Genomic DNA, 25,685 nt, shown 5'->3' with positions numbered 1-25,685 from the left:
GGAGCATAATAAAAAGGAAACCTAAAGTATTGACCAACATGGAAAAGATAATCCTTACAGCTTTATTGCTAGGTTTGTCTGCCTCTGGGTTACATGCTCAACAACCACAGACAGAACCTACCTTCACAGAATGGCACGACTTACAAACAAATGCCGTCAACCGATTTACAACGCACACTGACTTCTTTGCCTTCTCTCCATACGAAGGATTAGCATTGAAGAAGTATGATCGAAAACTCTCAACCAACTATCTCTCATTAGATGGAGACTGGAAGTTTAATTGGGTGGAACATGCTAATCAACGTCCAACTGACTTCTTTCGCACTGATTACGACGATTCACAATGGAAGACCTTACATGTCCCTGGTATCTGGGAGATGAATGGTTACGGTGATCCCGTGTATGTGAACGTTGGCTTTGCATGGCGTGGTAACTTCAAGAATAACCCTCCTGAGGTTCCGATTCAGGATAACCACGTCGGCTCTTATCGCCGTACTATCACAATACCAGACAACTGGACGGGCAAACAAGTTATTGCTCACTTTGGTTCTGTAACCTCTTGTATCTATTTATGGGTCAATGGTAAGTTTGTTGGATATAGTGAAGACTCTAAGGTCGGACCAGAGTTTGACATCACCAAATACCTTAAGAAGGGTAAAAACCAGCTTGCTTTTCAGGTCTTCAGATGGTCAGATGGCAGTTATTGTGAGGATCAGGACTTCTGGAGACTTAGCGGTGTAGCACGTGAAAGTTACCTTTATGCACGTGATGCAAAGCAACACTTGGATGACATCCGTATTACTCCAGACCTCGTAAATGACTACAAGGATGGTACACTCAGCGTCAACCTTCAGCTTACAGGCAATACAAAAGCCTTCTTGATATTGGAGGATACGGATAATAACCTTGTCTATAAGACGGTCGTAACGCCCAATAAAGCAGGACAAGCAACGGCTTTGATGGAATTAAGAAACCCAAAGAAGTGGACGGCAGAAACACCTTATTTATATAGTCTACGCGTCAAAATAGAAGATGAAAGGACTGGGAATCCCATTGAAGAGATACCCCTCAAGGTAGGATTCCGTAAGGTGGAGATAAAGAACTCACAAGTTCTTGTCAACGGACAACCCATTCTCTTCAAAGGTGCCAACCGACACGAAATGGATCCAGATGGCGGTTATCTCGTTACACGTGAGCGTATGATACAGGACATCCAGATTATGAAACGTCTTAACATCAACGCTGTTCGCACCTGTCACTACCCTGACGACCCATTGTGGTATGACCTTTGTGATGAGTACGGACTATATGTTATAGCTGAAGCTAACCAAGAGAGTCATGGCTTCGGGTACGCTAAAGACGCTCCATCAGGTACTCCTCTCTTTGCGAAACAGATAATGGAACGCAATCAACACAATGTAGGAACTAAGTTCAACCACACTAGTATCGTATTTTGGAGTTTAGGTAATGAGACATGTTATAGTAAGAACTTTAACGATGCTTACGACTGGATAAAATCACAAGATCAGAGCCGTCCTGTGCAGTATGAACGGGCGGAGAAAGAGGGCTACGCAACAGACATCTTCTGTCCAATGTATTATTCTCCAAAGGACTGTGAAGCCTATTCTAAGGATCCAAACTATACACGTCCTCTGATTCAATGTGAGTATAACCACACTATGGGCAACTCGGGTGGTAACCTCAAAGAATACTGGGATTTGATTCGTAAATATCCTAAGTTTCAAGGTGGATTTGACTGGGACTTCGTTGATCAAGGTCTACATCGTACACCGCATTTCGACGCTTCTCGCACTACAAAAGACTATGAGCAATTAGCCAAAGAAGCGAATGTTGAAACGGAATATACCTATGGTGGCGATTACAACAAGCATGACCCTTCTGACAACAACTTCAACTGCAATGGTATCATCGGACCTGATCGTCAATACAACCCACATGCTTATGAACTTGCATACGAGTATCAGAACATTTGGGCAAAACCGATTGACTTGAAGCAAGGAAAGATACAAGTTTATAACGAATACTTCTTCCGTAACCTCAATAACTATCGAATGGAATGGTCATTGATGGACGAGGGGAAAGTTGTGAAACAGGGCACGATTGAAACGCTGGATATAGAACCGCAGCAGTCTGCTACTTACACTCTTCCAATCAACGGACAGGACTTTGACGGTGAAGGACTACTGGATATCGACTTTAAACTAAAGTCGGCTGAACCGCTCATGGAGGCTGGTCAGACTGTAGCAAGTATGCAGATGGAGGTGAATCCATGGCAACCAATGCCCAAGATGGAGCCTGTTTCGACTGCAAAGGTTAGGGTTTCTGACAACGTAAAGGCTGGTGAGGTGAGCTTCACAAGTAAGGACTTTGAAATTGTATTCAGCCGTCAGACGGGTCTATTGACACGCTATGAAGTGGAAGGAAGAAACCTCTTGGGCGAAGGTGGAACACTAAAACCTAACTTCTGGAGAGCCGTTACAGATAATGATATGGGGGCTAACTTCCAAAACAAGCTAGCGGTATGGCACAATCCTAAGATGGACTTAAAGCAAGTCTCTGTAGAACCTGCAACAAGACAGCTAACAGCTGTTTATGATATGCCCGATGTAGCAGCAACATTACACCTTATATATAATGTAGCACAAGATGGGGCTCTTCATGTGAGCATGGAAATGCAAATGAAAGATGGCTCGAAGGCACCTATCCTACCCCGCTTTGGTGTGTTGATGCAATTACCTTACGACATGGATCAGTCCACTTACTATGGTCGTGGACCTATCGAGAACTATTCCGATCGTAAATACTCACAGCGAATAGGGCTCTACGAGCAGTCTGCTGATCAGCAATTCTTCCCTTACATTCGCCCTCAAGAGACGGGTACAAAGAGTGACATAAGATGGTGGAAGCAGACAGATAACGATAAGTTTGGATTCAAGGTGTACTTCGACGAAGCTCCATTCTACGCTAGTGCGCTACATTACAACATAAGTGACTTGGATGAAGGAAAGGAGAAACACCAACGCCATAGTTACCAAGTTCCAACTTCAGAGTACACTAATCTCACCTTAGATGGTTATATGATGGGAGTCGGCGGAATCAACTCTTGGGGTGAAGAACCACTACCACAATATCAGTTACCAGCGGTAGATAGGGCTATACACTTTTGGATTCAACCATGTAAATAAGGCTCTTTGAAACTCCTCCCAACCTCCCTTAAGAAGAGGAGTTTCTAATGGAAACTAATAAGGGAGGGCTTTCTTTGTTTTGAAGAGAGCCTCCCCTCATATCAAAGAAACGCCCTTCTCCAATGAAGAAGGGCGTTTCTTTCTTTATTAACTATTGTCCGTTGCTAACAAGGCTGTGCTTCGTTACACTTTACACACACCTTTATCGCACTATTCCTCCTTATTCCTTTAAGGACAGCCCCTCCTTTCGAAGGGGCTTAGTGAGGTTTTATCAGAGTAGAGAAAACTACATATCCTCCTGGAACAATGGGTCTTCTGGCACCACCATAATAGGTTTCTCTTGTGCAGCCTTCAGTACATTAGCAGGCACATACTTCGTATCAACTACCAGTCGGAACATATAGTCATTGAACCAAGGATTGGTCATTATCAAGTAACCATTCTGTCCGTAAGTAGCTCCCCAGGAGTTTTCTACCTTCCACTTCTTCGGTTGTCCCTGCTCGTCAAGGTCAACAGCTGTAAGTGTCATGGCATGTGTTGAACCGCTATCGAAGGTCGCAATGCGATCCGCCTTATCCATTGGGAAGGTCGTACCATACAATGTTCCGTAATCGTAGTTATCGGTATCAAGGTATCCACGAGTGCGATCCAACTGCTTGCCAACATCGTAACTACTATACATCTTAGTCGAATCCTTCAACGAAGCAATAGCCATTTTATCGATCTCCTCCATAGGTAGATTAACATACTTCCAGTTATGTCCATCGTAAGTATGGCGGTCGTAATCAATCTCATAAGTCTTATAATAAGGTCGACGAGGGTCATTCATCACCATAATAAACGTACCATTAAGAGGACCACCAACGGTCTCTTTATAGAATTCCTGCGGTGTATAAGTCTTCATCTTGCCCACTTGTTTACCATTCTTATCCTTGTAGGCATAGTTAAAAGACTTAACTGGTTCGCCAAGAGAAAGCGTCAAGATGTGATAGATAGTACCTAACATCTCTGTCTTACGAGACTTGATGCTCGCCTTCGATTTCTTATCTGCTACCATCTTACGAAGCTCCAATCCGAACTCACGTAACTTAGAAGCTATGATGCGAGACATACGTGAGGTGTTCTCTGCCGAGTACGTTTCTGGCATTATTTCCATCGGTACTACGCCATACTTCTCCACGAGGTCTGCGACCCCACAAAACGTCCCTCCGTCCCCTATGGGGTTCTTAAAAAAGAACTGAACACGCGGGTCGTCGATAGCTTTGTCAGCATTATCTATAACGCCCTGGAGCATTAGGTTGGCTTTTTCTAACTGGTCATAAAAGGAGAGATAGACATGCGAATACTCTACATGTAATGTGTCCTTATGAGCACGAGCGAACTTAGAACGCAAGACATTAAGCCCTGTAAAGAGCCAACAACGCCCAGAACTCTTTTGGTTCTGAATGTTTTGTTTAGGCGTTTCAATACTGAAATAGGTATCAATAGGACCTGCATTGCGGAAGTTGCGAGCCAAGTCATCAATCGAATTAGTGGCTATCGCATTAGATAAAGCACGGTCAGAAGCAGTCAAGCCAGACTTCTGAATCTGCTGTAACATCTGCTTATCAATACCTCCATCTTTGGTTTGTGCTTGTAGAGAAAACGCTATGCTCAATAGCCCACAAGCAATCAACATGTTTCTTTTCATCATTATTTATTGTATTGGTATAGGGTTATTACAATTCACAAAGATAGTACTTATTTCCCAAACCATCTATAAGAACAAATGGAAAAAAGCCTTGCCTTTTTTGCAAAAAAACATTAATTCATTTGGAAGGAAGCGTTTTTTCAACTACATTTGCAGTGTATTATTAAAATAGTACACCATTACATACAATCAAAACAAGCGTTTAAAGACATTTAAGACATAACCCCTTTAAAACAAGAAGGAACTATGATTCAAGTTAACAACCTCTCTTTCAGCTATCCAAGAAGCAAACACAAGGTGTTTGATGGGCTGAACCTAGAACTCAACGAGAGCCGTATTTATGGCTTATTAGGTAAGAATGGCATGGGAAAAAGTACCCTACTCTACCTTATTGCAGGCTTATTAAAACCTTCAAAGGGCACAGTGATTGTTGATGGATACACCGCTTCACGGCGTTATCCAGCAATGTTACAAGAGATATACATCGTCCCTGAAGAGTATAACTTGCCTGACATGAGTCTCAAGAATTACTTAGCTGTACACGAGAAGTTCTATCCGAACTTCAGCAGACAGACCTTAGAAAAGTGCTTACAAGACTTTGAGATGCCCACAGATGTAGACATGAAGCAGCTCTCCATGGGGCAGAAAAAGAAGGTGTATATGAGTTTCGCACTTGCCACAGGGTGCCGACTTCTATTGATGGATGAGCCTACCAATGGTCTTGACATCCCATCCAAAACACTCTTCCGAAAGGTTGTTGCAGGCAATATGGCTGATGATTCGTCATTGATAATATCAACTCATCAGGTGCATGATGTCGAACAGCTACTGGACTACATCATAATATTGGACAACTCACAAGTGCTCCTTAATGATTCAACGGAAGCGATTACTTCAAGGTTTCGATTCGATGTTCTCCAACCCAGCGAGATGGATAACTCGGTGCTTTATGCTGAACCTTCTCTACAAGGAAACAGCGTGATCTGTAAGCGTAAAGAGGGTGATAAGGAGACCTACATCAACTTAGAACTCTTATTCAATGCGGCAATTCAAGGTAAACTAAAGTAAATATAAAGGAGGACATCATTATGAAGAAACAATCCAACAAACGGATATCTACTATCCTAACCAGTCTTTTCTTGACTTTAACAATCATCACTCTGTGTTCGTGCATCACAAAGAAACCCGACTACGGACTGCCTACCAAGAAGGATATGAACGTCGAGGCGTTCCAGAATGTAGAGTTAGGAGGAAACGCAGAAGTCTACTTCTTGCAAGGAAACAAGTACCAAGTAGAGATAAAAGGTAGGGAGAAACTACTCGAATATGTGGATATCAAGGTTAAAAATAACACCTTAATAATCCACGAGAGGAATCACCCTTCACAAAAAGGGATCATCTTCTTTAATAGTTCTAACGACGGAGCTGATATAATAAAGGTATATGTAACATGCCCACAACTCGTTAGAGTGGATCAAGGAGGTAACACATCCCTCACGTTCCAGGACTCTCTTCAAGCAGACAAACTGACACTTGACATTAGAGGTAACTCTTGCGTCAAACTCAACAAAGTGAAAGTCAGCGAGATGAACATGGATATCTCTGGTAATGCAGACGTTAACATTGCAAAGTTGACAGCACAGACAACAAAATTCAACATCAGTGGTAACGCCAGTGTAAACACCTACTTTGACCATTCCGACAGTGTGACACTCACCTTATCAGGCAATGCAGACATCACACTCAATGGTAACACACGTCAAAGCATACAACAACGAGTAACGGGAAATGCCTCTGTTACCGATAATACAAGTAGAACAAAATAAATAAAGAAAGGACTTATTAGTTATGAAAAAGTTCGATATTAACCGATTCGGAAGAGTACTCGCTCGACTCGTTCTCGTGCGCCGTCGCAAAATAATTAACCTATTCCTTGGGTTCCTCATTGCCTGCTTCATCTATATGATCTTACGTGTTTGTAACATCTTCACATGGCAGGCAAGCAGTACAGAACAGATACAAATAGATCTCATGGGAAGCGTTGATTTCGCCCTTACGATACTACCGGCTGCATTCTTTATCATGGGTACCTTTGTCATAAACGACCTCAAGTCGCGTCAGTCACGCATAAGTGAGATGATGCTACCAGCTACCAATGTAGAGAAGTTCGTGGCACGTGTAGTACTCGTGTCCATCGTCTTCCCCCTCATAGTTGTGGCTGCTTTCCTAACAGCTGACGTGTTACAACAAATTGTTTCCATGCTGGTTAATCATGGTGCAAGGGCTTCGATGACTACAATAGCAATAGACTTTCTCCAAACGACAAGCTCCCTTTCCCCTCTTTGGGTACAGTTAGAAGCAATCCTTCTCACCAATGCTTTCACCATATTAGGGGGTATGTTCTTCCGCAAAACAGCATGGTTGAAGACCATCATAAGCCTCATTTTGATTCTCATGATAGTAGCTGGTTTAATGGCAGGTATCGGTTTTATGCTACTTGCTCACACCGACTATCAACTCTCAATACCGAATGACTTCTTCGGAGATATTACTGGGAACATCATCTGTTTGGCACTCACTATATTAATGTATTGGGCTGCTTACAAGTTATACACACGATTGCAGGTTATCAACAATCGGTGGATTAACATATAACAAAGTATTAATGAGAGGATAAAAGATTATGACTTTCGAAAATAACAAGGCTATATACGAGCAGATGGCAGACCGCCTTTGCGATGAAATCATAGCCAAAACCTATAAAGCCGACGACCGAATCCCATCTGTAAGGGAGTATGCTGTCACCTTGCAAGTGAACACCAATACGGCGGTTAAGGCTTACGAACTATTGGCAAGAGAGCAGATTATCTATAACAAACGCGGTATGGGCTATTTCGTTTCGGCTGGTGCAAGGGAGCAAATCATGCTTGCACGACGTAAAACCTTTTGTCAGCAAACCCTTCCGTCATTGTTCCGTGAGATGCAGCTCTTGGGTATTACAATGGAAGAAGTGGTGCAGGAATATAAATCGAAGGCGCAGTCTTAAACGCTGCCCTTCCATCCTTTAAACTATTAAGGGAGCCGAAAGAATGAAAACAAGTGTGTAGTTTAGCCATAAGATATAAGTTTACTTGGATTCATTCTTTCTACTCCCTTAATACTTTCTAAGCCCTTACAAAAAACATCGTACACATTGATAAAAAACAAAGAGAGGCTCTTCTCTATTTGAAAAGGGCGTTTCTTTCATGCAAAGAGAGGCTCTTTTCATAGCGAAGAAACGCCCCCTTTATCCACTAACACATATTAGTAACATTCCCTTAGGTGGCACCCCTATCCTTTGGAGAGGCTTAGCGAGACAAGAAGAAGAAAGGAACTCGTACAGACCTAACCAATCGCACGATAGAAAGGATTCGTATTTTTTATGCGATAAGACTTGCATATATTGATTTTTTTTACGAATATTGCAAGCGAAAATAGTATCAACTGTAATTTACCAACAGCTTATTAACTAAAGAATAAATCTATGAAGAAAATCCTACTAAGCTTGTGTCTCTGCCTCATGGGAATGACAGTCTATGCACAACACTTTATCTCCGATGCAGCATTCAGACAGAAGGTGAACAATGCTTTCGACGCCAAAATGAAGTTGATTGGATCGAAGTTCTATGATACAAAAGGGCTATCGCCAACCATGGAGGAAGAGGAAGCCTTGCGCTTTCTTTATGCCTATATGCCGATTGCAGATGCGACTGATTACACCACAGCTTACCACTTACGTAATGTGCGAACTGCCCTCGAAACGAGAAAAGAGATGGCATGGGGAAAGAAGGTGCCAGAGCTTCTCTTTAGGCATTTCGTTCTACCGATGCGCGTGAACAATGAGCCTCTTGACAGCTCTCGTGCTATATTCTTTCAAGAACTAAAGGGGCGTGTTAAAGGGCTTTCTATGCAACAGGCAATATTGGAAGTGAACCACTGGTGCCATGAACATGTTACTTATGAACCTTCGGACGCACGCACTTCTTCACCACTGCAATCAATGCGGACAGGACGAGGACGATGTGGGGAAGAGAGCACTTACACGGTAAGTGCCTTGAGAGCCATTGGTATTCCTGCTCGTCAAGTATATACTCCTCGATGGGCACATACCGATGATAACCATGCGTGGGTAGAGGCTTGGGCAGACGGAAAGTGGTACTTCTTGGGGGCTTGTGAGCCTGAACCTGTATTGAATCTGGCATGGTTTAATGCACCAGCATCGCGTGCTATGCTCATGCACACACGTGCCTTTGGTGATTATGAAGGGCCAGAAGAGGTTATGCTACGCACAAATAACTTCACAGAAATCAATCTGATTGATAACTACGGGAGCACTGGTAGGATTGATTTCAGCGTTCTTGATGCTAAAGGGAAGCCCGTACAGGATGCGAAAGTGGACTTTAAAATATACAACTATGCCGAATATTACACTGCAGTTACCAAATACACCGATAAGAAAGGACAAACGTTTCTATCTGCAGGAAGGGGCGATATGCTTGTATGGGCGTCTAAGAACGGACACTACGGATATGCTAAAGTATCGTTTGGAAAGGACAAGAAGGTTGTTATAAGACTCTCTTACGATGATAAAAAGACGGGGAAAGAGCAGGATATGGATATTATCCCACCTGTAGAGAAAGCTATTCTGCCTCCTGTAACAGACGCACAACGCAAGGAGAACGAGCGTAGGTTGGCGGAAGAAGATGCTAAACGCAATGCTTACATAGCGACATTCCCATCAGAGGAGAGCCTGAAAGATTACCCGATTAAGGCCGCTATACCTTATATAATAAGGTCACGTGGTAACTGGAGAACTATCAAAGAATTTGTTGAGAAGCACTCGGCAGATGAGAAACGGGCTATTGACCTGTTGGAATCACTTAGTTATAAGGATCTTCGAGATATGCCAATGGAGATATTGGAAGACCAGATGGCTGCAAAGAGTGACGAGTTATGCCCTCGTGTAGAGAGTGAGATGATTCTCAAACCATTTAAGGTTTTCTTTGAGAAAGCGTTTAGTAATGATGCTAAGAAGTTTAAAGAGAATCCTGCACTATTGGTGAATTGGGTGAGAACAAACATCAAATTGAATCCTGATAAGCACGCTATGAGAATCCCACAAACGCCTATCAGTACGTGGGAAAGTCGTGTGGCAGACGAGAGAAGTAGGAATATTTTCTTTGTGGATGTAGCTCGGAGTCTTGGTATTGAGGCTCAACAAGATGGCGTAACAGGGAAGGTTCAATACAAGAAAGATGGTCAGTGGGTTGATGTCGACTTTGAAACAACGCAACAACAAGTAGCTAAGACGGGGAAGTTGGTGCTTGATTATAAACCAACGGAGTTCTTGGATGACCCGAAATACTATACTCACTTCACGATTAGTAAGATTGTGAATGGGCAGACCTTACTGATGAATTTTGATGAGTCAGCCGATGGTTCAACCTATGGAGCAACTTGGGCAAATGCGTTCAAGGATGGAGCAATACTGGACGAGGGCACTTACTTGCTCGTTACAGGGCAACGCATGGCAGACGGAAGTGTGATGGCTCATAACCTATTCTTCACTATCAAGCCAGGAACAACAACTCGAATCAACCTCATCATGCGTCAGGAAACGGAGGGCGTAAAGGTGATTGGCAGCTTTAATAGCGAAGATCTCTTTGAGAAGGAGGGACATAACGTGTCCTTACTAAGCCAGACGGGACGCGGTTATTACGTCCTCGGCATACTCGGTGTAGGGCAAGAACCAACGAACCATGCCCTCCATGACATCGCAAAAGTAAAGGAGAAGCTGGATAAATGGGGGCGTCCAATGGTATTGCTCTTCACAAGTGAGGAAGCAAAAGAGAAGTTCGATGCACAGAAGAGTGAGTTTGGTCAACTGCCAGAGAAGGTGATCTACGGTATAGATAAGAGTGGGGAGATTCTCAAGGAGATTGCCAAAGAGATGAAACTACACAATACGAGTCAGCTACCAGTATTCATCATCGCTGATACCTTCAACCGAGTTGTATTCCTATCACAGGGTTACACCATCGGGTTGGGAGACCAGATTGTGAAGGTAAGTAATAAACTTTAGAATCGAGGAAAGGGCGTTTGACGATAGAAGAATGTAAGTATTGAGATGTAAAAGTCCAATAACTCCAATTAACGGAACATTTGTCTAAACTCCCTTTCACTTCTTTCACTCCCTTAACTCCTCTATAATATGTTGAAAGAAAACTATGAATTTGAAGTCTGCGCCAATAGTGTTGAGAGTTGTATAGAGGCTCAACGAGGTGGTGCCAATCGTGTAGAACTCTGCATGGGAATACCCGAAGGCGGTACAACTCCTTCTTATGGGGAGATAAAGATGGCGCGAGATGTATTGAAAGAAACACGCTTGCACGTGATAATTCGCAATCGCGGAGGTGATTTCCTATACTCTGAAGCAGAGTTGGAACGCATGGCAATGGATATAGACTTGTGTAGACAACTCGGGGTGGATGGCGTTGTCTTTGGTTGTCTGACAGCTAATGGCGATATTGATAAGCATGCCAACCAATTATTGATGGAGCATGCTAAAGGAATGAATGTCACTTTTCATCGTGCTTTCGATTGTTGTCGAGATCCCGAGAAAGCCTTAGAAGAGATTATCACAATGGGCTTTCATCGTATTCTCACGTCTGGTCAGCAGCCCACAGCAGAGTTAGGTATTCCTTTACTAAGACATTTGAATACACTTGCAAAGGACAGAATCATTATCATGGCAGGATGTGGAGTAACGGAAAAGAATATCTTTAAGATTCAAGAAGAGACACAGGTACGTGCCTTTCACTTCTCTGCTCGTGAGGAGAAACGCAGCGATATGCTTTATTCCAACCCTTCCATCTACATGGGAAGCAAAGGAGTTGATGAGAACATCATCATGCAGACTACCGAAAGGAGGGTACGAAATACGATTGAAAGTTTACTGAAAAAGTAAGTAAAGGAGATACTTCTAAAACAAAAAAGAGGCTTAATCCTGTTTGGATTAAGCCTCTTTTATATATGTGGAAGATTATTGTGCCTGGTCAACAATAGCCTGCTTTATTAGTCCTTCGATCTCTTCTGCAAGCTCAGGATTATCCTTCAACATCGTCTTAGTGGCATCACGTCCTTGTGCAAGTTTGGTTCCGTTATAACTAAACCAGCTACCACTCTTTTGGATAATGTTGTATTGAACGCCCAAGTCAACTATCTCACCGATCTTTGAGATACCCTCACCAAAGGTGATTTCAAACTCTGCCTTACGGAAAGGAGGAGCCACCTTATTCTTAACAATCTTAACACGAACCTGGTTACCAATTACCTGATCACCATTCTTGATACTAGTAACACGGCGGATATCAAGGCGCACGGAACTATAGAACTTCAATGCGTTACCACCCGTAGTGGTCTCTGGGTTACCGAACATCACACCTATCTTCTCACGCAACTGATTGATGAATATACAGCAAGTATTAGTCTTTGAGATAGTAGAGGTAAGCTTACGCAATGCCTGACTCATCAATCGTGCTTGCAAACCAACAGCCGAGTCGCCCATATCTCCTTCAATCTCTTTCTTTGGAGTAAGTGCTGCAACAGAGTCGACAACGAGGATATCAATTGCAGAAGAACGTATCAACTGATCTGCAATCTCTAATGCTTGTTCACCATTATCAGGCTGTGATATCCAAAGATTATCTACATCCACACCGAGCTTCTCAGCATAGAAACGATCGAAAGCGTGCTCTGCATCAATGAAAGCAGCTATGCCCCCTTGCTTCTGTGCTTCAGCTATTGCATGGATAGCAAGCGTCGTCTTACCAGAAGACTCTGGTCCATAAATCTCGATTATACGCCCACGAGGATAGCCACCAACGCCCAATGCTGTATCAAGAGCCACACTTCCTGTTGGTATAACATCAACATTCTCTATCTGTTCATCACCCATTCGCATGATAGAACCTTTACCAAAGTCTTTCTCTATCTTGGACATTGCGGCTTGCAATGCCTTTAGTTTTCCCTCAGCAGCTAATGCTGTATCTTCTTTTGCCATATACTATTATCTTGTTTTCTGATTGATATAATACTATTTATTCTTCTTTCTGCTCTTTGGAAAAGGTAGCACCTCTGCCAAAACCTTAACGACCTTAACTGCAAAATCAGACCTTGAAACATCTAAAACGTAGTGTTCCTTAGCTCCTTCATAAGGGAAGCCACGTTCGGCAGATAACATCATTGATTTAATTGCCTCGTGTTCTTTAACATAAGGTATATTGTCACAAACTATGATGACAGGCTTCTCGTCAACATAAATCATGTATTCGCCAAACATCTTCCTGTATCTTACATCCCCTGCAGTAGCTATCTGACTACTAACAAATTCAATAAAGTCCAAAGAGCAAGCCATATTCTTATAATTCTAAATCGCCACCAAACTCCTCATGCCAAGGCAAGCCTTGCTTGTTGAGTACCTCCAAGAATGGATCTGGATCAAAGTCTTCTACATTCCATACACCTGGTTTGCGCCAAAGTCCCTTGAAGAACATCATTGCACCAGCCATTGCAGGTACACCCGTGGTATAGCTGACACCTTGCATTCCCGTTTCGTTATAGGCATCTTGGTGCTTACAATTATTATAAATGTAATAGGTTTGCTCCTTTCCATCCTTAACTCCACGGATACGACAACCTATCGAAGTCTCACCATCATAATTCTCTCCTAAATCTTGTGGATTAGGCAGAACCGCTTTCAAGAACTGCAAAGGAACAATCTTCACCTTAGCTGTCTTACCAGAGCCATCAGCTAATGGTGCTTCATATTCTATCTCATCGATACGACTCATACCAAGATTCTGAATACAGTCCAAATAAGTAAGATATTGCTTACCGAATGTCATCCAGAAACGAGCACGCTTAATTGTTGGATAGTTCTTTACCAATGACTCCAATTCCTCATGGTGCATGAGATAAGAATCACGTGGACCAATATTTGGATAGGTCAAATCTTGATGCACAGCCAATGGTTCTGTCTCAATCCATTCACCATTCTCATAATAAAGCCCCTTCTGAGTTATCTCACGGATATTAATTTCTGGATTGAAGTTCGTTGCAAATGCTTTGTGATGATTACCCGCATTGCAATCAACGATATCAAGATAATGAATTTCGTCAAAATGATGTTTAGCAGCATACGCCGTATATGCCTGTGATACTCCTGGATCGAAACCACAACCAAGGATAGCTGTCAGTCCAGCCTTCTCGAACTTATCCTTATAAGCCCATTGCCAACTATATTCGAAGTGTGCCTCGTCCTTTGGTTCGTAATTAGCTGTATCCAAATAATTACAACCGCAAGCCAAACAAGCATCCATGATTGTCAAATCTTGATATGGCAAAGCTAGATTAATAACCAGCTCCGGCTTGAAATCATTAAACAATGCTTTCAATTGCTCAACATCGTCTGCATCAACCTGTGCTGTCTTGATATCAGCTTTATAACCTTTATCATGAATTGCCTTAACTAACTCATCACATTTTTCCTTGCGACGGCTAGCAATCATAAACTCAGTAAACACGTCCTGATTCTGGACAATCTTAAAAGCAGCTACAGTAGCAACGCCACCTGCACCTATCATTAATACTTTTCCCATATTATCTTATTATTATTTTATCTTACTTTCAATTTCTGGGGAGGAAATCCCCATTGCGTTTAGAATTGAATAACCCAATATCGCTTGCTTGAAGTTGCCACCTTCTAAAGGTTGCATTGCAAATAATGTGATGTGTTTTAACTCATCATCCACATCATTTAATGTATTTCTAATAGAGCGGAGCAGCGAATCCTCCTCAGCATTCGGAACAATCATAATCCGTTTTACCTCGTCATGAATACAAAGCGTCTTGAGAAGATCAAGCAAAACAGCATCTTTCGCAGTATTTTCATCACCGCAAGCAATACTATTTATAATAAACTCTCCGAAATGCTCATCCATAAAAGCCTGACCATTGAGTTCCTTATCATAATCGGAAGGAGCAAAATTCTCTAGTTTCTGATTCTTTTTATCATGCAAAAGAATCACTTGTGTCTCATGATTTCCAGGTTTCAACCTACCATCAAGCGCGACATCTACCGCCCACTGACTAAAATCGGCAGCAGGAATACGACGATCTAGCATGCGCTCAAAGTTTACGATAATATCAAAAGCCACATGATCAATATAATCACCATCGACAATGATGATGTTTTCACTCCACTTAATATTCTGTGCTTCTTGTGTATTCATAGCCACAAAGATACACTAAATCAAGCGAAATGCAAAATAATAGTATGACTTTGTTATCTTTACATTCTCTGCGTAACAAACAAAAAGAGCCCCACAGCTAAAAGTACTAACAAAAAAGGAATCCACATAGACATCTTAATAAAATGGGCAGAACACAATGTCACATACAACAATATCAATAGGATAATAAGCGTAATCATTCTCAGAGCTTTTACAATACCATGATTTAATTTTCATCCTATAAAATTAAAAGAGATTATATTCCTGCATAACAAAAACCTTCTCACGAATACAAGAAAATGACATAAGAGAATTATAAATTGTAAAATTAAATACAAAATCACAAACTAATAAATCCTGCAAAACATCCTACAAACAACCCACTCCTTAGTAAGATTATAAAACATTGATTATTAGTGTTATAACCAAACATCAAAACTACTCAAAAAAAAGTACTATCGTTTCACAGAAAAAGTACTATCGTTTTGAGAAAAAAGTAGTATCGTTTTTATGAAAAAGTTCTATCGTTTTACTAAAAAAGTTCTATCATTTTTTTTTAACCAATATATCGAAAAGAAAACGTAAAATTAATTCAAAAAAATCTGTGATTATATTTGCAATCTTCAAATATAATGTTTATCTTTGTTGCAGACTATAGGAGGATAACACCGTGAAGAGTACGGAAAAACACGACCCTATTGGTCTACAAACTTAAACAATAAAAAAAGAGTATGAACTATTCACTGAACAAACGCACAATGAGCGTTGGCCCCAAAAAGGGCGAGGAAGTTTTCGTGGCAAGTGCTGTTTGCCAAAAACATCGTATTTCATTTGACGAGCTTTGCGAGCGCATGGCGGACGATTCAACAGTAGGACAAGCTGATGTCGCAGCTGTTTTCTATCGACTCCGTAAGGTGCTAAATCAACTTTGCTCTCATGGTTTCATCGTGGATGGTGGTCCGTTAGGAACATTCCGACCTACCTTTACATCCAAAGCCGTGAGCAAAGAAGAGGATTTCAAACCTGCAGAATGTATTTCGCGAACCCAAATCATCTTTACTCCTACTGCCGATTTCCGCCAACTAAAGGATGTTGAGTTCTTCCGTGTGGCTAAGCAGGAGAGAAAGGGTACGAAGAAAAAGAAAACGACTAAGGACTCTGAACCTTCTGGACCAACTACTGTTGGTTAATTCCCACGAACTAAAAGATTACTCCCCCTCTCCACTTCGGTTGGAGAGGGGGAGTTTTCATTAAAAATCCCATTAGCTTATCTCTCAATAAAGCTAATGGGATTATTATTTTTACTTGACTTATCTTGAAGCAATAGGCTTTAGATATTCAATAACTCTATCACCTTTTCAACAGCAGCACTGATACCATCGGCATCTTTACCACCTGCTTGTGCATAATGTGGCTGACCGCCACCGCCACCCTTAATGAGTTTGGCTGCTTCACGAATTACTTTTCCTGCATTTAAGTCGTGCTCTTTCACCATATCATCACTGAGCATGATTGAAAGCTGTGGACGATTCTCATGTACAGAACCTAATACGCAAACGAGATTCTCTGGTAATGCTTCACGAACCTTGAAGACGATATCCTTAGCAGAAGCAGGATCTACTGGGAGCACTGCCTTAATGACATGTACACCATTCAATGTTTCTGCACGTTCTACCAATGATTTCGCTGCACGATCAACTGCTTGCGCACGGAAACGCTCAACCTCCTTCTTCATTGCATCATTCTCTTCAACAAACTTGGTGAGAACTGCCTTAAGATCCTTAGCATTGTTGAACATTGCCTTCAAGTCGCGCAAGGTATCTTCAAGTGCATAGATTGCATTCTCGCAAGTTTCACCAGTCATTGCTTCAATACGACGAACGCCAGCAGCAACGCTACTTTCACCTACAATCTTAAAGAAACCGATGCGACCCGTAGATTTAGCATGAATACCACCACAGAACTCGCAACTAGGACCGAAGCGTACAACACGAACCTTGTCGCCATATTTCTCACCAAAGAGAGCTACAGCACCCATTTCCTTCGCTTCCTCCATTGGTGTATCACGATGCTCGTCAAGAGGATAATCCTTACGAATCATCTCGTTGACAAGTTTCTCTACTTGACGAAGTTCCTCATCGGTTATCTTCTGGAAGTGAGAAACATCGAAACGGAGCGTGTCAGGACTTACGTAAGAACCTTTCTGCTCAGCATGCTCACCAAGAACTTGCTTCAAAGCATAATCAAGTAAGTGGGTTGCAGTATGATTAGCTGCTGACGCATCACGCTTATCTGTATCAATACATGCCATGAAATCTGCCTCAACATCCTTTGGCAATTCCTTGACAATATGGATGCTCTGGTTGTTCTCACGCTTGGTATCAATGACATTGATAGTCTCATCCTCGTTAACAAGCACACCTTGATCGCCTACCTGTCCACCCATCTCACCATAGAATGGGGTATAATCGAGTACAATCTCATAGAAACTATTCTTCTTCTGTGTCACCTTACGATAACGGAGAATATGACATTCGTACTCTGTATAATCGTAACCAACGAATTCCTGTTCGCCTTCACGAACAATCTCCCAGTCACCATTCTCAACAACAGCAGCATTGCGAGCACGTGCTTTCTGCTGTTCCATCTCTTCATTGAATTGCTTCTCATCAACGGTATAACCATTCTCACCGCAGATAAGTTCGGTCAAGTCGAGTGGGAAACCGTATGTATCAAACAAGCGGAAGGCTTCCTTACCATCAAGTTCGGTCTTGCCATGTGCCTTCAATTCATCCATTGCACCATTGAGCAATGTGATACCCTTATCTAATGTGCGCAAGAAAGAATCTTCCTCTTCCTTCATCACACGACCAATCAGTTCACGTTGTGCTGTAAGTTCAGGATAAGCAACGCCCATCTCATGTACCAAAACATTGATTAGCTTATACATGAAAGCCTCCTTCTGATCAAGGAAAGTGTAAGCATAACGCACAGCACGACGAAGGATACGACGGATAACATAACCTGCCTTTGCGTTGCTTGGCAACTGACCATCGGCAATAGAGAATGCAACGGCACGCAAGTGATCGGCAACAACACGCATTGCGATGTCTACCTTCTGCTCGTCGTTGATGCCTTCGCCATTAGGACCTTCTGGGAAAGTGTGGTTATACTTCTTACCAGAGAGGCGTTCTATCTCTTCTATTACTGGTGTGAAGATATCGGTATCATAGTTAGAGTTCTTACCTTGCATCAAGCGAACCAAACGCTCGAAGCCCATACCCGTATCAATAACGTGCATCTTCAATGGCTCAAGGCTACCATCAGCTTTACGATTGAACTGCATGAAGACGATGTTCCATATCTCAATTACCTGTGGGTGATCCTTGTTGACAAGTTTCTCTCCAGGCACCTTAGCTTTCTCTTCCTCTGAACGGAAGTCGATATGAATCTCCGAACAAGGACCGCAAGGTCCTGTGTCTCCCATTTCCCAGAAGTTATCATGCTTATTACCATTGACGATATGGTTCTTTGGGAAATGCTTCTCCCAGTAGCTAGCAGCCTCATCATCACGTGAGATACCTTCTGCCTTATCACCTTCAAAAACCGTTACATAAAGGTCTTTAGGGTCAAGATGCAATACATCTACAAGATATTCATAAGCGTAATCAATAGCACCTTCCTTGAAGTAATCGCCAAAGCTCCAGTTACCCAACATCTCAAACATAGTATGGTGACTAAGAGCAGCATCACGCCCCACTTCTTCCAAGTCGTTATGCTTACCACTAACACGCAAACACTTCTGTGAGTCAGTACGTCGGCGTGGTTCTGGTTCCTTTGTTCCAAGGATAATATCTTTCCACTGGTTCATACCAGCATTCGTAAACATCAGCGTAGGGTCGTCCTTGATAACCATAGGGGCAGACGGTACGATAACATGTCCCTTCGACTCAAAGAACTTCAAATAGGAGTCGCGGATTTCATTTGCAGTCATCATCTTTATTATATATTTAATTCAATTTTCTACCTAAAAGTGTTGCAAAGATACTGACTTTTGCGTATTTTTGCAAGCAATTAAGCTGCTGAATACACAAAATCTTATTTATCATCGTGGGAGTGTAAAGGTGTTTCATCAGCATAACCACATAAACAACTGAATTAAAAGAAACGAGATATGGCAGAGAATCCGCATAAATTGTATTATTCAATAAAGGAAGTAGCGCAACAAATAAACGTTTCGGAGAGTCTGCTGAGATATTGGGAGACTGAATTTCCACACCTTCGTCCTAAGACAACAGGCAATCGTGTGCGCCAATATACAGAGAAAGATATCGAACAAATAAAGGTTATCTACAACCTTGTGAAGGTGCGTGGTTTCAAGATTGCAGCTGCCCGCAAGATGTTACAAGAGAACCGCAATGGTGTTGAAAAGAGTCAGAAGGTTATGGAAACGCTCTTCTCTGTTCGCGACCAACTGAAAGACTTGAAGAAACAACTCGATGGCTTGGTGTAGAGTCAGCCATACATGAAAGGCATAGCCCTTATTCGTTCTGAAAGAAATACTCATATACAGCATAGGGACAGACGATTTCGTCTGTCCCTATGGCGTTTGTAACTCAACGATGTGAATGCTCTCTTACTTCTTCCTCGACAATGAGGCACGCTTCACTTCAAAGTCGGCTGTGGTATTGTTATCGTCTACATACTTCTTTCCATCCCACTTCCTTTGCAATGAAAGACCAGAATAAATGGGGTAATCGCCCTTCTTCATACTTGAGAAAGACACATCTGTCACGGCATTATAACCACGGTCGAGCTTGCTGGGGCGCATTTGGAACATACGACGAGGACAAATCGTTATACAATCAATGACGCTCTCAAACGGAACCTCTATCGCATAGAAATCGCCGTGAGCACTACTGGTGACGGTGATATAATGCAGATAACCTTTGCTATCCTTTGTTTCGGCATAGTTCTTCTTGAATTCCTCTGGTGTCCAAGGGAGTTTTATCAAGGCTATACCGTTGCTTTCAGACACACGAGAGAAGTCATAAGAAGATCCGATATTACCGCTGGCGTCGGTAGATGTGAGGATAGCACACATATCAGGTACGTTCGGATTGTTCTTCTGTCCGGGGTCATAGTTGATGTTTGTCCATTCAAAGTCGGCTTTACTCAAGTCCAGGAAGTCATCCAGCCCACCATACATACTCAAGTCCTCGCCTTCCAGTTCTGACTCAAACTGCGCCTTATGGTCAATCGCATACTTAGCCACAATGATGGTCTGACCAGGCTTTACGGGATAATCCGCACCCTTACCAGGGAAATAAGAGATGCCCGATGCACCATAATAACGATTGACAAAGTCGTCTTTCGGAGCAAACTGAATCGCCCTACTAGGGTCGATGGCATTGACACACAACGCCAGTCCGTCCAAATACTTCACCTCATTGGTCGGATTAAATATAGCGATGTATTGGTCATCATTATACATCTGATTCTGATTCTTCATACCCCATGCTCTGACATCACGATACCAGTAATGCCCAACGTAAAACACTTCTTTTATGATCAGATGGTCTAACTTCGTCTTAGAAGTAGACTGTTTCACCGGCATTTCATTACGTGTACAGCTGCCGAAACATGTGAGTATCAGGCTCAACAGCAGGCAGGTTATTATCTTCTTATGTATCATCTCACTCAATTATCTTATCTGTTTATACTCTTTAAATATATTGTTTGCAACATTACCAGCGAATGGTACTTAGCGTTCCATGTATTGAAACCCTGCGTTCCATGTATTGAAACCCTGCGTTTCATGTACTGAAACTGTGAGTCTCATGGGCTGGGACGATTGGCACATAGCATTTCCTCCGATTCAACCTCTTATTATAAGAACCAGTTACCAAAGCCAGCTCCACCTCCAATACCATGTGTTTGCACATTCTGAGCAGCCTCCATCGCATCCGCCGAGGCGAGTCCTATCTCATGCCCCATATAGAAGTACAACGGGTCGTTAGGGTCGATTGTCGTTGGATCAGTATCGAAGCTACTGCAAAAGACCTTAATAGGTATGTTGAAGCGGAATAGTTCCTTCCATTCAGAATCAGCCCCGTATTCCTTCGGTTCATCAGGGTTATAAGCCTCCGAGCAGATGAATGGGCTACGGAACACATAGGTGGAATGGCGGTTGAGATACTCCTCTTTAGGAATGAGAGCCTTCTTGCCCTTCGGACATTTCATCACGCGCACCGACAGATAGAACTTCGGAAGGAGATAAGACGGACGAGTATATCGCCCAGCCTCACCTGTTGCGGGGTCCTGCCTACGGGTTATCTCTAACGGCCACTCCTGATGTAAAGCATCGTTCTCATCGGCATCTATATCGAAATTGAAGTGCCCCTTGAGTCCTACTCTATCCTGATCATAAGGTGCAACAGCCCAATCGGCATCCTCACGAGTGAGTGGTGGTAGCAGTCGCTGATTGAATAACTCGCGTGCACCATCAGCCATTGCGTCTTGAATCCACGTATCACGATAGGTATATTCGAATATCTTTGGCGTCAGAGCCGCACGCTCTTTCCATGTCGAGGTATTGGCAAAGAGCGGTGAAGGGACTGGTGTGGTATCTATCGTTCCGCCCTTCTTCCAGTCGCCGAACTTATCCTTCTTAGGCTTCCACGTGCCTCGACAATCCATCACTTCATACGGGTTTCCCTTGTCATCCACCTCACTCACGGTGAAGAATATCTGATATTCATCCGAGTGATTGAGTATCTCGTCATTCATGAGCTTGCCCTCCTTATTGAAGAAATAGAGGCACAATCCCCATCGCTTCAGCTTTCCGCCAATGATACGAATATAGTCAGGACCTTGCTTCCCATCGTTCTGTTCGAGATAGGTCACCGTACTCTTCCGTTGAACCTCAACCGTTGGCCACTTGCCCGCATTGTTATGTATGAGCACAAACTCCTCTTGCTTCCATGGAGCATTCTGATAAACAAAGTTGCCGTGCATCATGCCATCACCATGCGAGTGACCTTCCTTGAACATGGCAAGGCATGTAGCCCAATCCTTAAAGGCTCCATCTGCATCAGGATTAGCCATTTCGCCCGATACTTTCACCTTCGATAAGCTATCAACATAACGGTCGGCACCACTGTGCGCAACGCCTTTCGTCGCTAGTGGATTATCATTATAATCAACATGCACATTGCCAAAGACGAAGTCGTCACATGACGTACACAAGCCTAGAACAGCAACGAGCAGGAGAATACTCTTGATTATCTTTTTCATTACTATTAGTCCTTTCTTCTTTTACATCAATACTATGTTCTGTCTATATTGCGTGAAGTAATCCTGTGGATGGGTCAACATCCGCCACAGCTGCGCCTTCTCTACACCTGAATAGAAACGCTTCACGTCTTCATAACACTTCTCTTCGCCATCCTTCACATCAGCGATAATGCGCACTGACAAGGGATAATCAATATCGAAACTATCCCATCCTGGCTGTATCTCATTGAATGCCCAAAGGAAAGCACCCTCACTATTATTCGTGTTGCAATACTTCGCTGGCTTCTCAGACTCGCCTGTGTGCTGTTGTCCCTTATTCAAGATATGACAAATGCGAACCTGTAATTGGAATGCAACATTAGCCCGATGGAACTGCATAACGCCCTTAAAACCGAGCCTGTCTAAGTCTGATCCAACATCCAGACTGCGCTTCTGGCGCAACAGTCCCACGGTGTGTCCGTAGCGTTGTCGGGGCGACTCGGTATCGGGATCGATGAAGTCATCGTTATAAACTTCGGTGAATAGCTTGCCAAGCTCCTCCTCCACAGGGTCGGTGTCACGGTATTCATAGGTGAAGAGTTCCGGTGTTATCTTGTTAAGAAGGGTCTGATCTATCGTCTTGTAGAGCCTATAACTCTTCCCATCAAAGGTATGGGGCTTCAAGGCATCAGGCTTACCTGATAGTTCAATAGCCTTCCAGGCGAGGTCTGGCTGATAGCTCACTTCATTCTTACCGAGCTGGAAGTTCTCTGGAGCAAAGATGTTCGACGTAGAGAACTTACTAGCCATCTCCGCTGCACCAGCTTTCTCCCTAAAGGTGTATCGGTCGTAATACGTGGGCGAATCAGTCAACGAACGTGGATAAGCCAACTGTATTCCTTTCTTGCGTTCGGCACTTCCTGTACCCGTAGATACCTCTTGATCTAATGACGAGTTACCTACTCCAAAGAAGTGTTGATGCACCAGTAAGGTGGCGTTATCCTCGTCTGGTATGCTGTAACCTTCCTTATCTTTCGTGAAAGGATAGCCCGAGAATTGATGATTGATAAGCATTCCGTTGCGATCATAATACTTGAGTTCTAAACCGTAATAGATATTGTCTGACGCTATCACATCAAAGCAATTACGCTCGGTAGTAATGGTCATCTGCCCATCATCATCACGTGTGATATCAATCTCCTGCATAATGGGTAACATTGTTTCCGGACTAACCACATGATAGGTGTTATAGGCTGTGAGCGAGTCATTACCATCTGGTCCGACACCAATCATGCCCCCTTTATACCCCATTCTCAGGATGGCGTGGACAGCATAAATCTGTTCATGCCCCTTCACATCACGCTCTATTGATGAGGGCGGAGCCTGTACTATCTTCTTGAAGAAGTCGTCTACTTGATCGTTGGAACAACTCCCGAACAGGAGTCCCATTAGCATTATGGCAAGTAGCGATAGTATGTTTCTATTTCGTTTCATATACTTTTCGATTGATTAGAACTTAAACAATGTACGTAAGGAGAAGTTGGCTCCACGCTCATGGGCGTAGTAACGGAACCGATCAGTGTACTCCTTATATAATGCGTTAAGGATGTTTTCACCCACAAGCATAAACTTCAATTCTCTTCGTTGCTGTAGTTTGATACGCAACTCGGCTGTACCATTCAAAAGGAAGTAAGCAGGTGGCGAGTCAGGAACTAAATCCTTATCTGGGTCAAAGCGGGTTTGCTTTGTCACATAAATACCCGATAACGACAACGAACCATGATATTTATCATCCTTCGTAAGTCCTCGTTCGTAGGTAGATGATAGTCCGTAACGATCGGAAGGCATAAAAGGTAACCAGTCGTTATGCGTCAGATTGCGTGCGAACATCCATTCGCCTTTACCCACAAAGGTGAGTCCTTGCAAAGGTTTAAGCGTTGCCTCAATATCACCACCATATAGTTTCACATCGTCCTGATCGTAGATGAACTTAGGATACTTACCACTCGGATGGTTATGGAAGCGGTCTTTGCCTTCGCCAATGTGGTCATAGATGTAGCTATTAATGCGCTGTAAGAAGAAGCTCGGCTCTACTGACAACCACGCATTGCGGTATCTTGTACCTACCACGAGTTTGTATCCTCGCTCGCTGGCAAGGTTCTTATTGCCCACTACCCAGTAAGAACCATCCTGCAAGCCAATAGCATATAACTCATTAATATCAGGTGGTCTCCATGACCAACCAATGTTAGCTCGGATGTCCCAAAGGTCTGTCAACTGGTAATGAGACGCCAAACTCATGGTGAAGTTACTATACAGCTTGAAGTCATCATAGTAAGTGTAATTACTCAAACTACTATATCCATTCACCGACATCACACGGAAGTCATAACGCATACCCAAGGCACATTGCAATCGACCGAACTCTGCCTTATGCAAGAAGTAACCACCCATTGAGAGGGCAGCGAAGTTCGGAACGAAGGCTGGTTGTTTAGTCCCTGGATAGTTAAAGTTCGTTTGATAGGTATTAGATAAGCCTGCATCTGTGGTCATGTTCCATCGTTTCCACTTAGCATGCCAGAGCACATCAAACTTATAAGTCTTCAATATCAAGTCCTGAACAGGTATCCAACTCCATTGCGCCTTCTTCCTGTTTTCAAACTCCTGACGCAAGTTCTCTTGGAAAGAAAGGGTGAAGTCGAGATGGTGATAAGCGTTAATATCCCACTTCAATTCGCCTTTCAGCGTTACATGTTGCGACTGTTGGAAAGGCGGCTTAATGCTATATGAGAAGGGCTTAACGGTCTCTGGGTCTGGACGTCCATACTCGAAGCGTTTGATGAGTTGGTTCAAATCGGATATCTTGCTTGCATAATAGATTCCACTTCGTTGGTAATAAATACTCGAGAAGAGCGTCGCTGTCACCTTTCTCCCTTGATATCCTGCAAGTGCAGAGAGGCTTATTGTGTTATAACCAGTATTGTTTAAGACGTAATCGGCAGTGCGATAATCACCGCCTTTTGTGTACATTCCATGTAGGCGCAGACCGATGTTCTTGCGTCCAGCTTCTATACTACCTGAACCACTAAAGCCCCTTGCGTTGGTGTCATATCCCATATTGACATTACCGCTCACCATGGTCTTCTTGTTTCCATAAGGTAGTGGAGCATCATTTAAGAGGAC

The 25,685-nt window shown here is 43.0% G+C and carries 19 protein-coding genes; 9 read left to right on the top strand and 10 right to left on the bottom strand.

The genetic code is table 11. The features are described 5' to 3' along the window. Positions 1-38 precede the first annotated feature (38 nt). On the top strand, positions 39-3,206 hold the full coding sequence (locus O3603_RS04000) for a glycoside hydrolase family 2 TIM barrel-domain containing protein (protein WP_371520787.1): 3,168 nt from the start codon (positions 39-41) through the stop codon (positions 3,204-3,206). 286 nt (positions 3,207-3,492) lie between these two features. Here O3603_RS04000 and O3603_RS03995 read toward each other — a convergent pair whose 3' ends face one another. Further along, positions 3,493-4,896, bottom strand: a complete 1,404-nt coding sequence (locus O3603_RS03995) for a C1 family peptidase (RefSeq protein ID WP_371520982.1) — start codon at positions 4,894-4,896, stop codon at positions 3,493-3,495. 246 nt (positions 4,897-5,142) lie between these two features. Here O3603_RS03995 and O3603_RS03990 point away from each other — a divergent pair, with 246 nt between their 5' ends. The 6 genes from O3603_RS03990 to O3603_RS03965 all read left to right on the top strand — a co-directional run bounded on the left by O3603_RS03990 (position 5,143) and on the right by O3603_RS03965 (position 11,902). Continuing rightward, positions 5,143-5,964 (top strand): ATP-binding cassette domain-containing protein, encoded by an 822-nt coding sequence (locus O3603_RS03990; protein WP_009435401.1) that lies wholly within the window; start codon positions 5,143-5,145, stop codon positions 5,962-5,964. A 20-nt stretch (positions 5,965-5,984) separates the two neighbouring features. Then, positions 5,985-6,722: a GIN domain-containing protein gene (locus O3603_RS03985; RefSeq protein WP_371520784.1), complete on the top strand. Its 738-nt coding sequence runs from the start codon at positions 5,985-5,987 to the stop codon at positions 6,720-6,722. A gap of 22 nt (positions 6,723-6,744) precedes the next feature. Then, a complete protein-coding gene (locus O3603_RS03980) occupies positions 6,745-7,551 on the top strand; it encodes a hypothetical protein (protein ID WP_314572961.1) in 807 nt (268 codons plus the stop codon). A gap of 28 nt (positions 7,552-7,579) precedes the next feature. After that, entirely contained in the window at positions 7,580-7,942 is a 363-nt protein-coding gene (locus tag O3603_RS03975; protein WP_009435364.1) for a GntR family transcriptional regulator, read from the top strand. A gap of 477 nt (positions 7,943-8,419) precedes the next feature. After that, on the top strand, positions 8,420-11,017 hold the full coding sequence (locus O3603_RS03970) for a transglutaminase family protein (RefSeq protein ID WP_371520781.1): 2,598 nt from the start codon (positions 8,420-8,422) through the stop codon (positions 11,015-11,017). A 129-nt stretch (positions 11,018-11,146) separates the two neighbouring features. Further along, positions 11,147-11,902, top strand: a complete 756-nt coding sequence (locus O3603_RS03965; protein ID WP_371520779.1) for a copper homeostasis protein CutC — start codon at positions 11,147-11,149, stop codon at positions 11,900-11,902. A 75-nt stretch (positions 11,903-11,977) separates the two neighbouring features. Here the strand turns inward: O3603_RS03965 and recA are convergent, their stop codons facing one another. From recA to O3603_RS03945, 4 genes are read right to left on the bottom strand one after another with little or no spacing between them, the layout of a single operon-like run. Then, complete coding sequence (gene recA, locus O3603_RS03960) at positions 11,978-12,997, bottom strand: recombinase RecA (RefSeq protein WP_273540217.1); 1,020 nt, start codon at positions 12,995-12,997, stop codon at positions 11,978-11,980. A gap of 33 nt (positions 12,998-13,030) precedes the next feature. Then, on the bottom strand, positions 13,031-13,351 hold the full coding sequence (locus O3603_RS03955) for a TfoX/Sxy family protein (RefSeq protein ID WP_311454015.1): 321 nt from the start codon (positions 13,349-13,351) through the stop codon (positions 13,031-13,033). Between the two features lie 4 nt (positions 13,352-13,355). Then, positions 13,356-14,594: a saccharopine dehydrogenase family protein gene (locus O3603_RS03950; RefSeq protein ID WP_371520776.1), complete on the bottom strand. Its 1,239-nt coding sequence runs from the start codon at positions 14,592-14,594 to the stop codon at positions 13,356-13,358. 12 nt (positions 14,595-14,606) lie between these two features. Further along, positions 14,607-15,227, bottom strand: a complete 621-nt coding sequence (locus O3603_RS03945; RefSeq protein ID WP_371520773.1) for a DUF6621 family protein — start codon at positions 15,225-15,227, stop codon at positions 14,607-14,609. Positions 15,228-15,958: 731 nt separating this feature from the next. On the opposite strand from O3603_RS03945, the gene O3603_RS03940 reads away from it, so the two are divergent. After that, positions 15,959-16,417 (top strand): HU family DNA-binding protein, encoded by a 459-nt coding sequence (locus O3603_RS03940; RefSeq protein ID WP_155715696.1) that lies wholly within the window; start codon positions 15,959-15,961, stop codon positions 16,415-16,417. Between the two features lie 140 nt (positions 16,418-16,557). On the opposite strand, the gene alaS is transcribed toward O3603_RS03940, so the two are convergent. Beyond that, positions 16,558-19,224 carry an alanine--tRNA ligase gene (alaS, locus tag O3603_RS03935; RefSeq protein WP_371520770.1) on the bottom strand — a complete coding sequence of 889 codons (2,667 nt, stop codon included), beginning with the start codon at positions 19,222-19,224 and terminating at the stop codon, positions 16,558-16,560. Between the two features lie 177 nt (positions 19,225-19,401). Between alaS and O3603_RS03930 the strand changes: the two genes are divergently transcribed. Beyond that, positions 19,402-19,740 carry a MerR family transcriptional regulator gene (locus tag O3603_RS03930; protein ID WP_009435381.1) on the top strand — a complete coding sequence of 113 codons (339 nt, stop codon included), beginning with the start codon at positions 19,402-19,404 and terminating at the stop codon, positions 19,738-19,740. A 123-nt stretch (positions 19,741-19,863) separates the two neighbouring features. Here the strand turns inward: O3603_RS03930 and O3603_RS03925 are convergent, their stop codons facing one another. From O3603_RS03925 to O3603_RS03910, 4 genes are all read right to left on the bottom strand, one after another. Beyond that, positions 19,864-20,922: a DUF4876 domain-containing protein gene (locus O3603_RS03925; protein ID WP_287316125.1), complete on the bottom strand. Its 1,059-nt coding sequence runs from the start codon at positions 20,920-20,922 to the stop codon at positions 19,864-19,866. A gap of 194 nt (positions 20,923-21,116) precedes the next feature. Then, positions 21,117-22,523, bottom strand: a complete 1,407-nt coding sequence (locus tag O3603_RS03920) for a hypothetical protein (protein ID WP_371520767.1) — start codon at positions 22,521-22,523, stop codon at positions 21,117-21,119. A 21-nt stretch (positions 22,524-22,544) separates the two neighbouring features. After that, the gene (locus tag O3603_RS03915; protein WP_371520764.1) at positions 22,545-23,996 is read right to left on the bottom strand and encodes a hypothetical protein; all 1,452 of its coding nucleotides are present in this window, start codon (positions 23,994-23,996) and stop codon (positions 22,545-22,547) included. Between the two features lie 15 nt (positions 23,997-24,011). Next, positions 24,012-25,685, bottom strand: a 1,674-nt coding sequence (locus O3603_RS03910) for a TonB-dependent receptor domain-containing protein (protein ID WP_371520760.1), incomplete at its 5' end; no start/stop codon positions are given.

Origin of the sequence: Prevotella sp. 20925_1_30, from assembly GCF_041433025.1 — a bacterium.
Classification (GTDB): Bacteria; Bacteroidota; Bacteroidia; order Bacteroidales; family Bacteroidaceae; genus Prevotella; species Prevotella vespertina.
Note: the sequence above shows the minus strand (reverse complement) of the source record. Positions and strands in the feature narration are given on the sequence as shown.

Coding starts and splice junctions, on each gene's coding strand:
- O3603_RS04000 (WP_371520787.1), top strand. CDS start 39: ATGGAAAAGATAATCCTTACAGCTTTATTGCTAGGTTTGTCTGCCTCT.
- O3603_RS03995 (WP_371520982.1), bottom strand. CDS start 4,896: ATGAAAAGAAACATGTTGATTGCTTGTGGGCTATTGAGCATAGCGTTT.
- O3603_RS03990 (WP_009435401.1), top strand. CDS start 5,143: ATGATTCAAGTTAACAACCTCTCTTTCAGCTATCCAAGAAGCAAACAC.
- O3603_RS03985 (WP_371520784.1), top strand. CDS start 5,985: ATGAAGAAACAATCCAACAAACGGATATCTACTATCCTAACCAGTCTT.
- O3603_RS03980 (WP_314572961.1), top strand. CDS start 6,745: ATGAAAAAGTTCGATATTAACCGATTCGGAAGAGTACTCGCTCGACTC.
- O3603_RS03975 (WP_009435364.1), top strand. CDS start 7,580: ATGACTTTCGAAAATAACAAGGCTATATACGAGCAGATGGCAGACCGC.
- O3603_RS03970 (WP_371520781.1), top strand. CDS start 8,420: ATGAAGAAAATCCTACTAAGCTTGTGTCTCTGCCTCATGGGAATGACA.
- O3603_RS03965 (WP_371520779.1), top strand. CDS start 11,147: ATGTTGAAAGAAAACTATGAATTTGAAGTCTGCGCCAATAGTGTTGAG.
- recA (WP_273540217.1), bottom strand. CDS start 12,997: ATGGCAAAAGAAGATACAGCATTAGCTGCTGAGGGAAAACTAAAGGCA.
- O3603_RS03955 (WP_311454015.1), bottom strand. CDS start 13,351: ATGGCTTGCTCTTTGGACTTTATTGAATTTGTTAGTAGTCAGATAGCT.
- O3603_RS03950 (WP_371520776.1), bottom strand. CDS start 14,594: ATGGGAAAAGTATTAATGATAGGTGCAGGTGGCGTTGCTACTGTAGCT.
- O3603_RS03945 (WP_371520773.1), bottom strand. CDS start 15,227: ATGAATACACAAGAAGCACAGAATATTAAGTGGAGTGAAAACATCATC.
- O3603_RS03940 (WP_155715696.1), top strand. CDS start 15,959: ATGAACTATTCACTGAACAAACGCACAATGAGCGTTGGCCCCAAAAAG.
- alaS (WP_371520770.1), bottom strand. CDS start 19,224: ATGATGACTGCAAATGAAATCCGCGACTCCTATTTGAAGTTCTTTGAG.
- O3603_RS03930 (WP_009435381.1), top strand. CDS start 19,402: ATGGCAGAGAATCCGCATAAATTGTATTATTCAATAAAGGAAGTAGCG.
- O3603_RS03925 (WP_287316125.1), bottom strand. CDS start 20,922: ATGATACATAAGAAGATAATAACCTGCCTGCTGTTGAGCCTGATACTC.
- O3603_RS03920 (WP_371520767.1), bottom strand. CDS start 22,523: ATGAAAAAGATAATCAAGAGTATTCTCCTGCTCGTTGCTGTTCTAGGC.
- O3603_RS03915 (WP_371520764.1), bottom strand. CDS start 23,996: ATGAAACGAAATAGAAACATACTATCGCTACTTGCCATAATGCTAATG.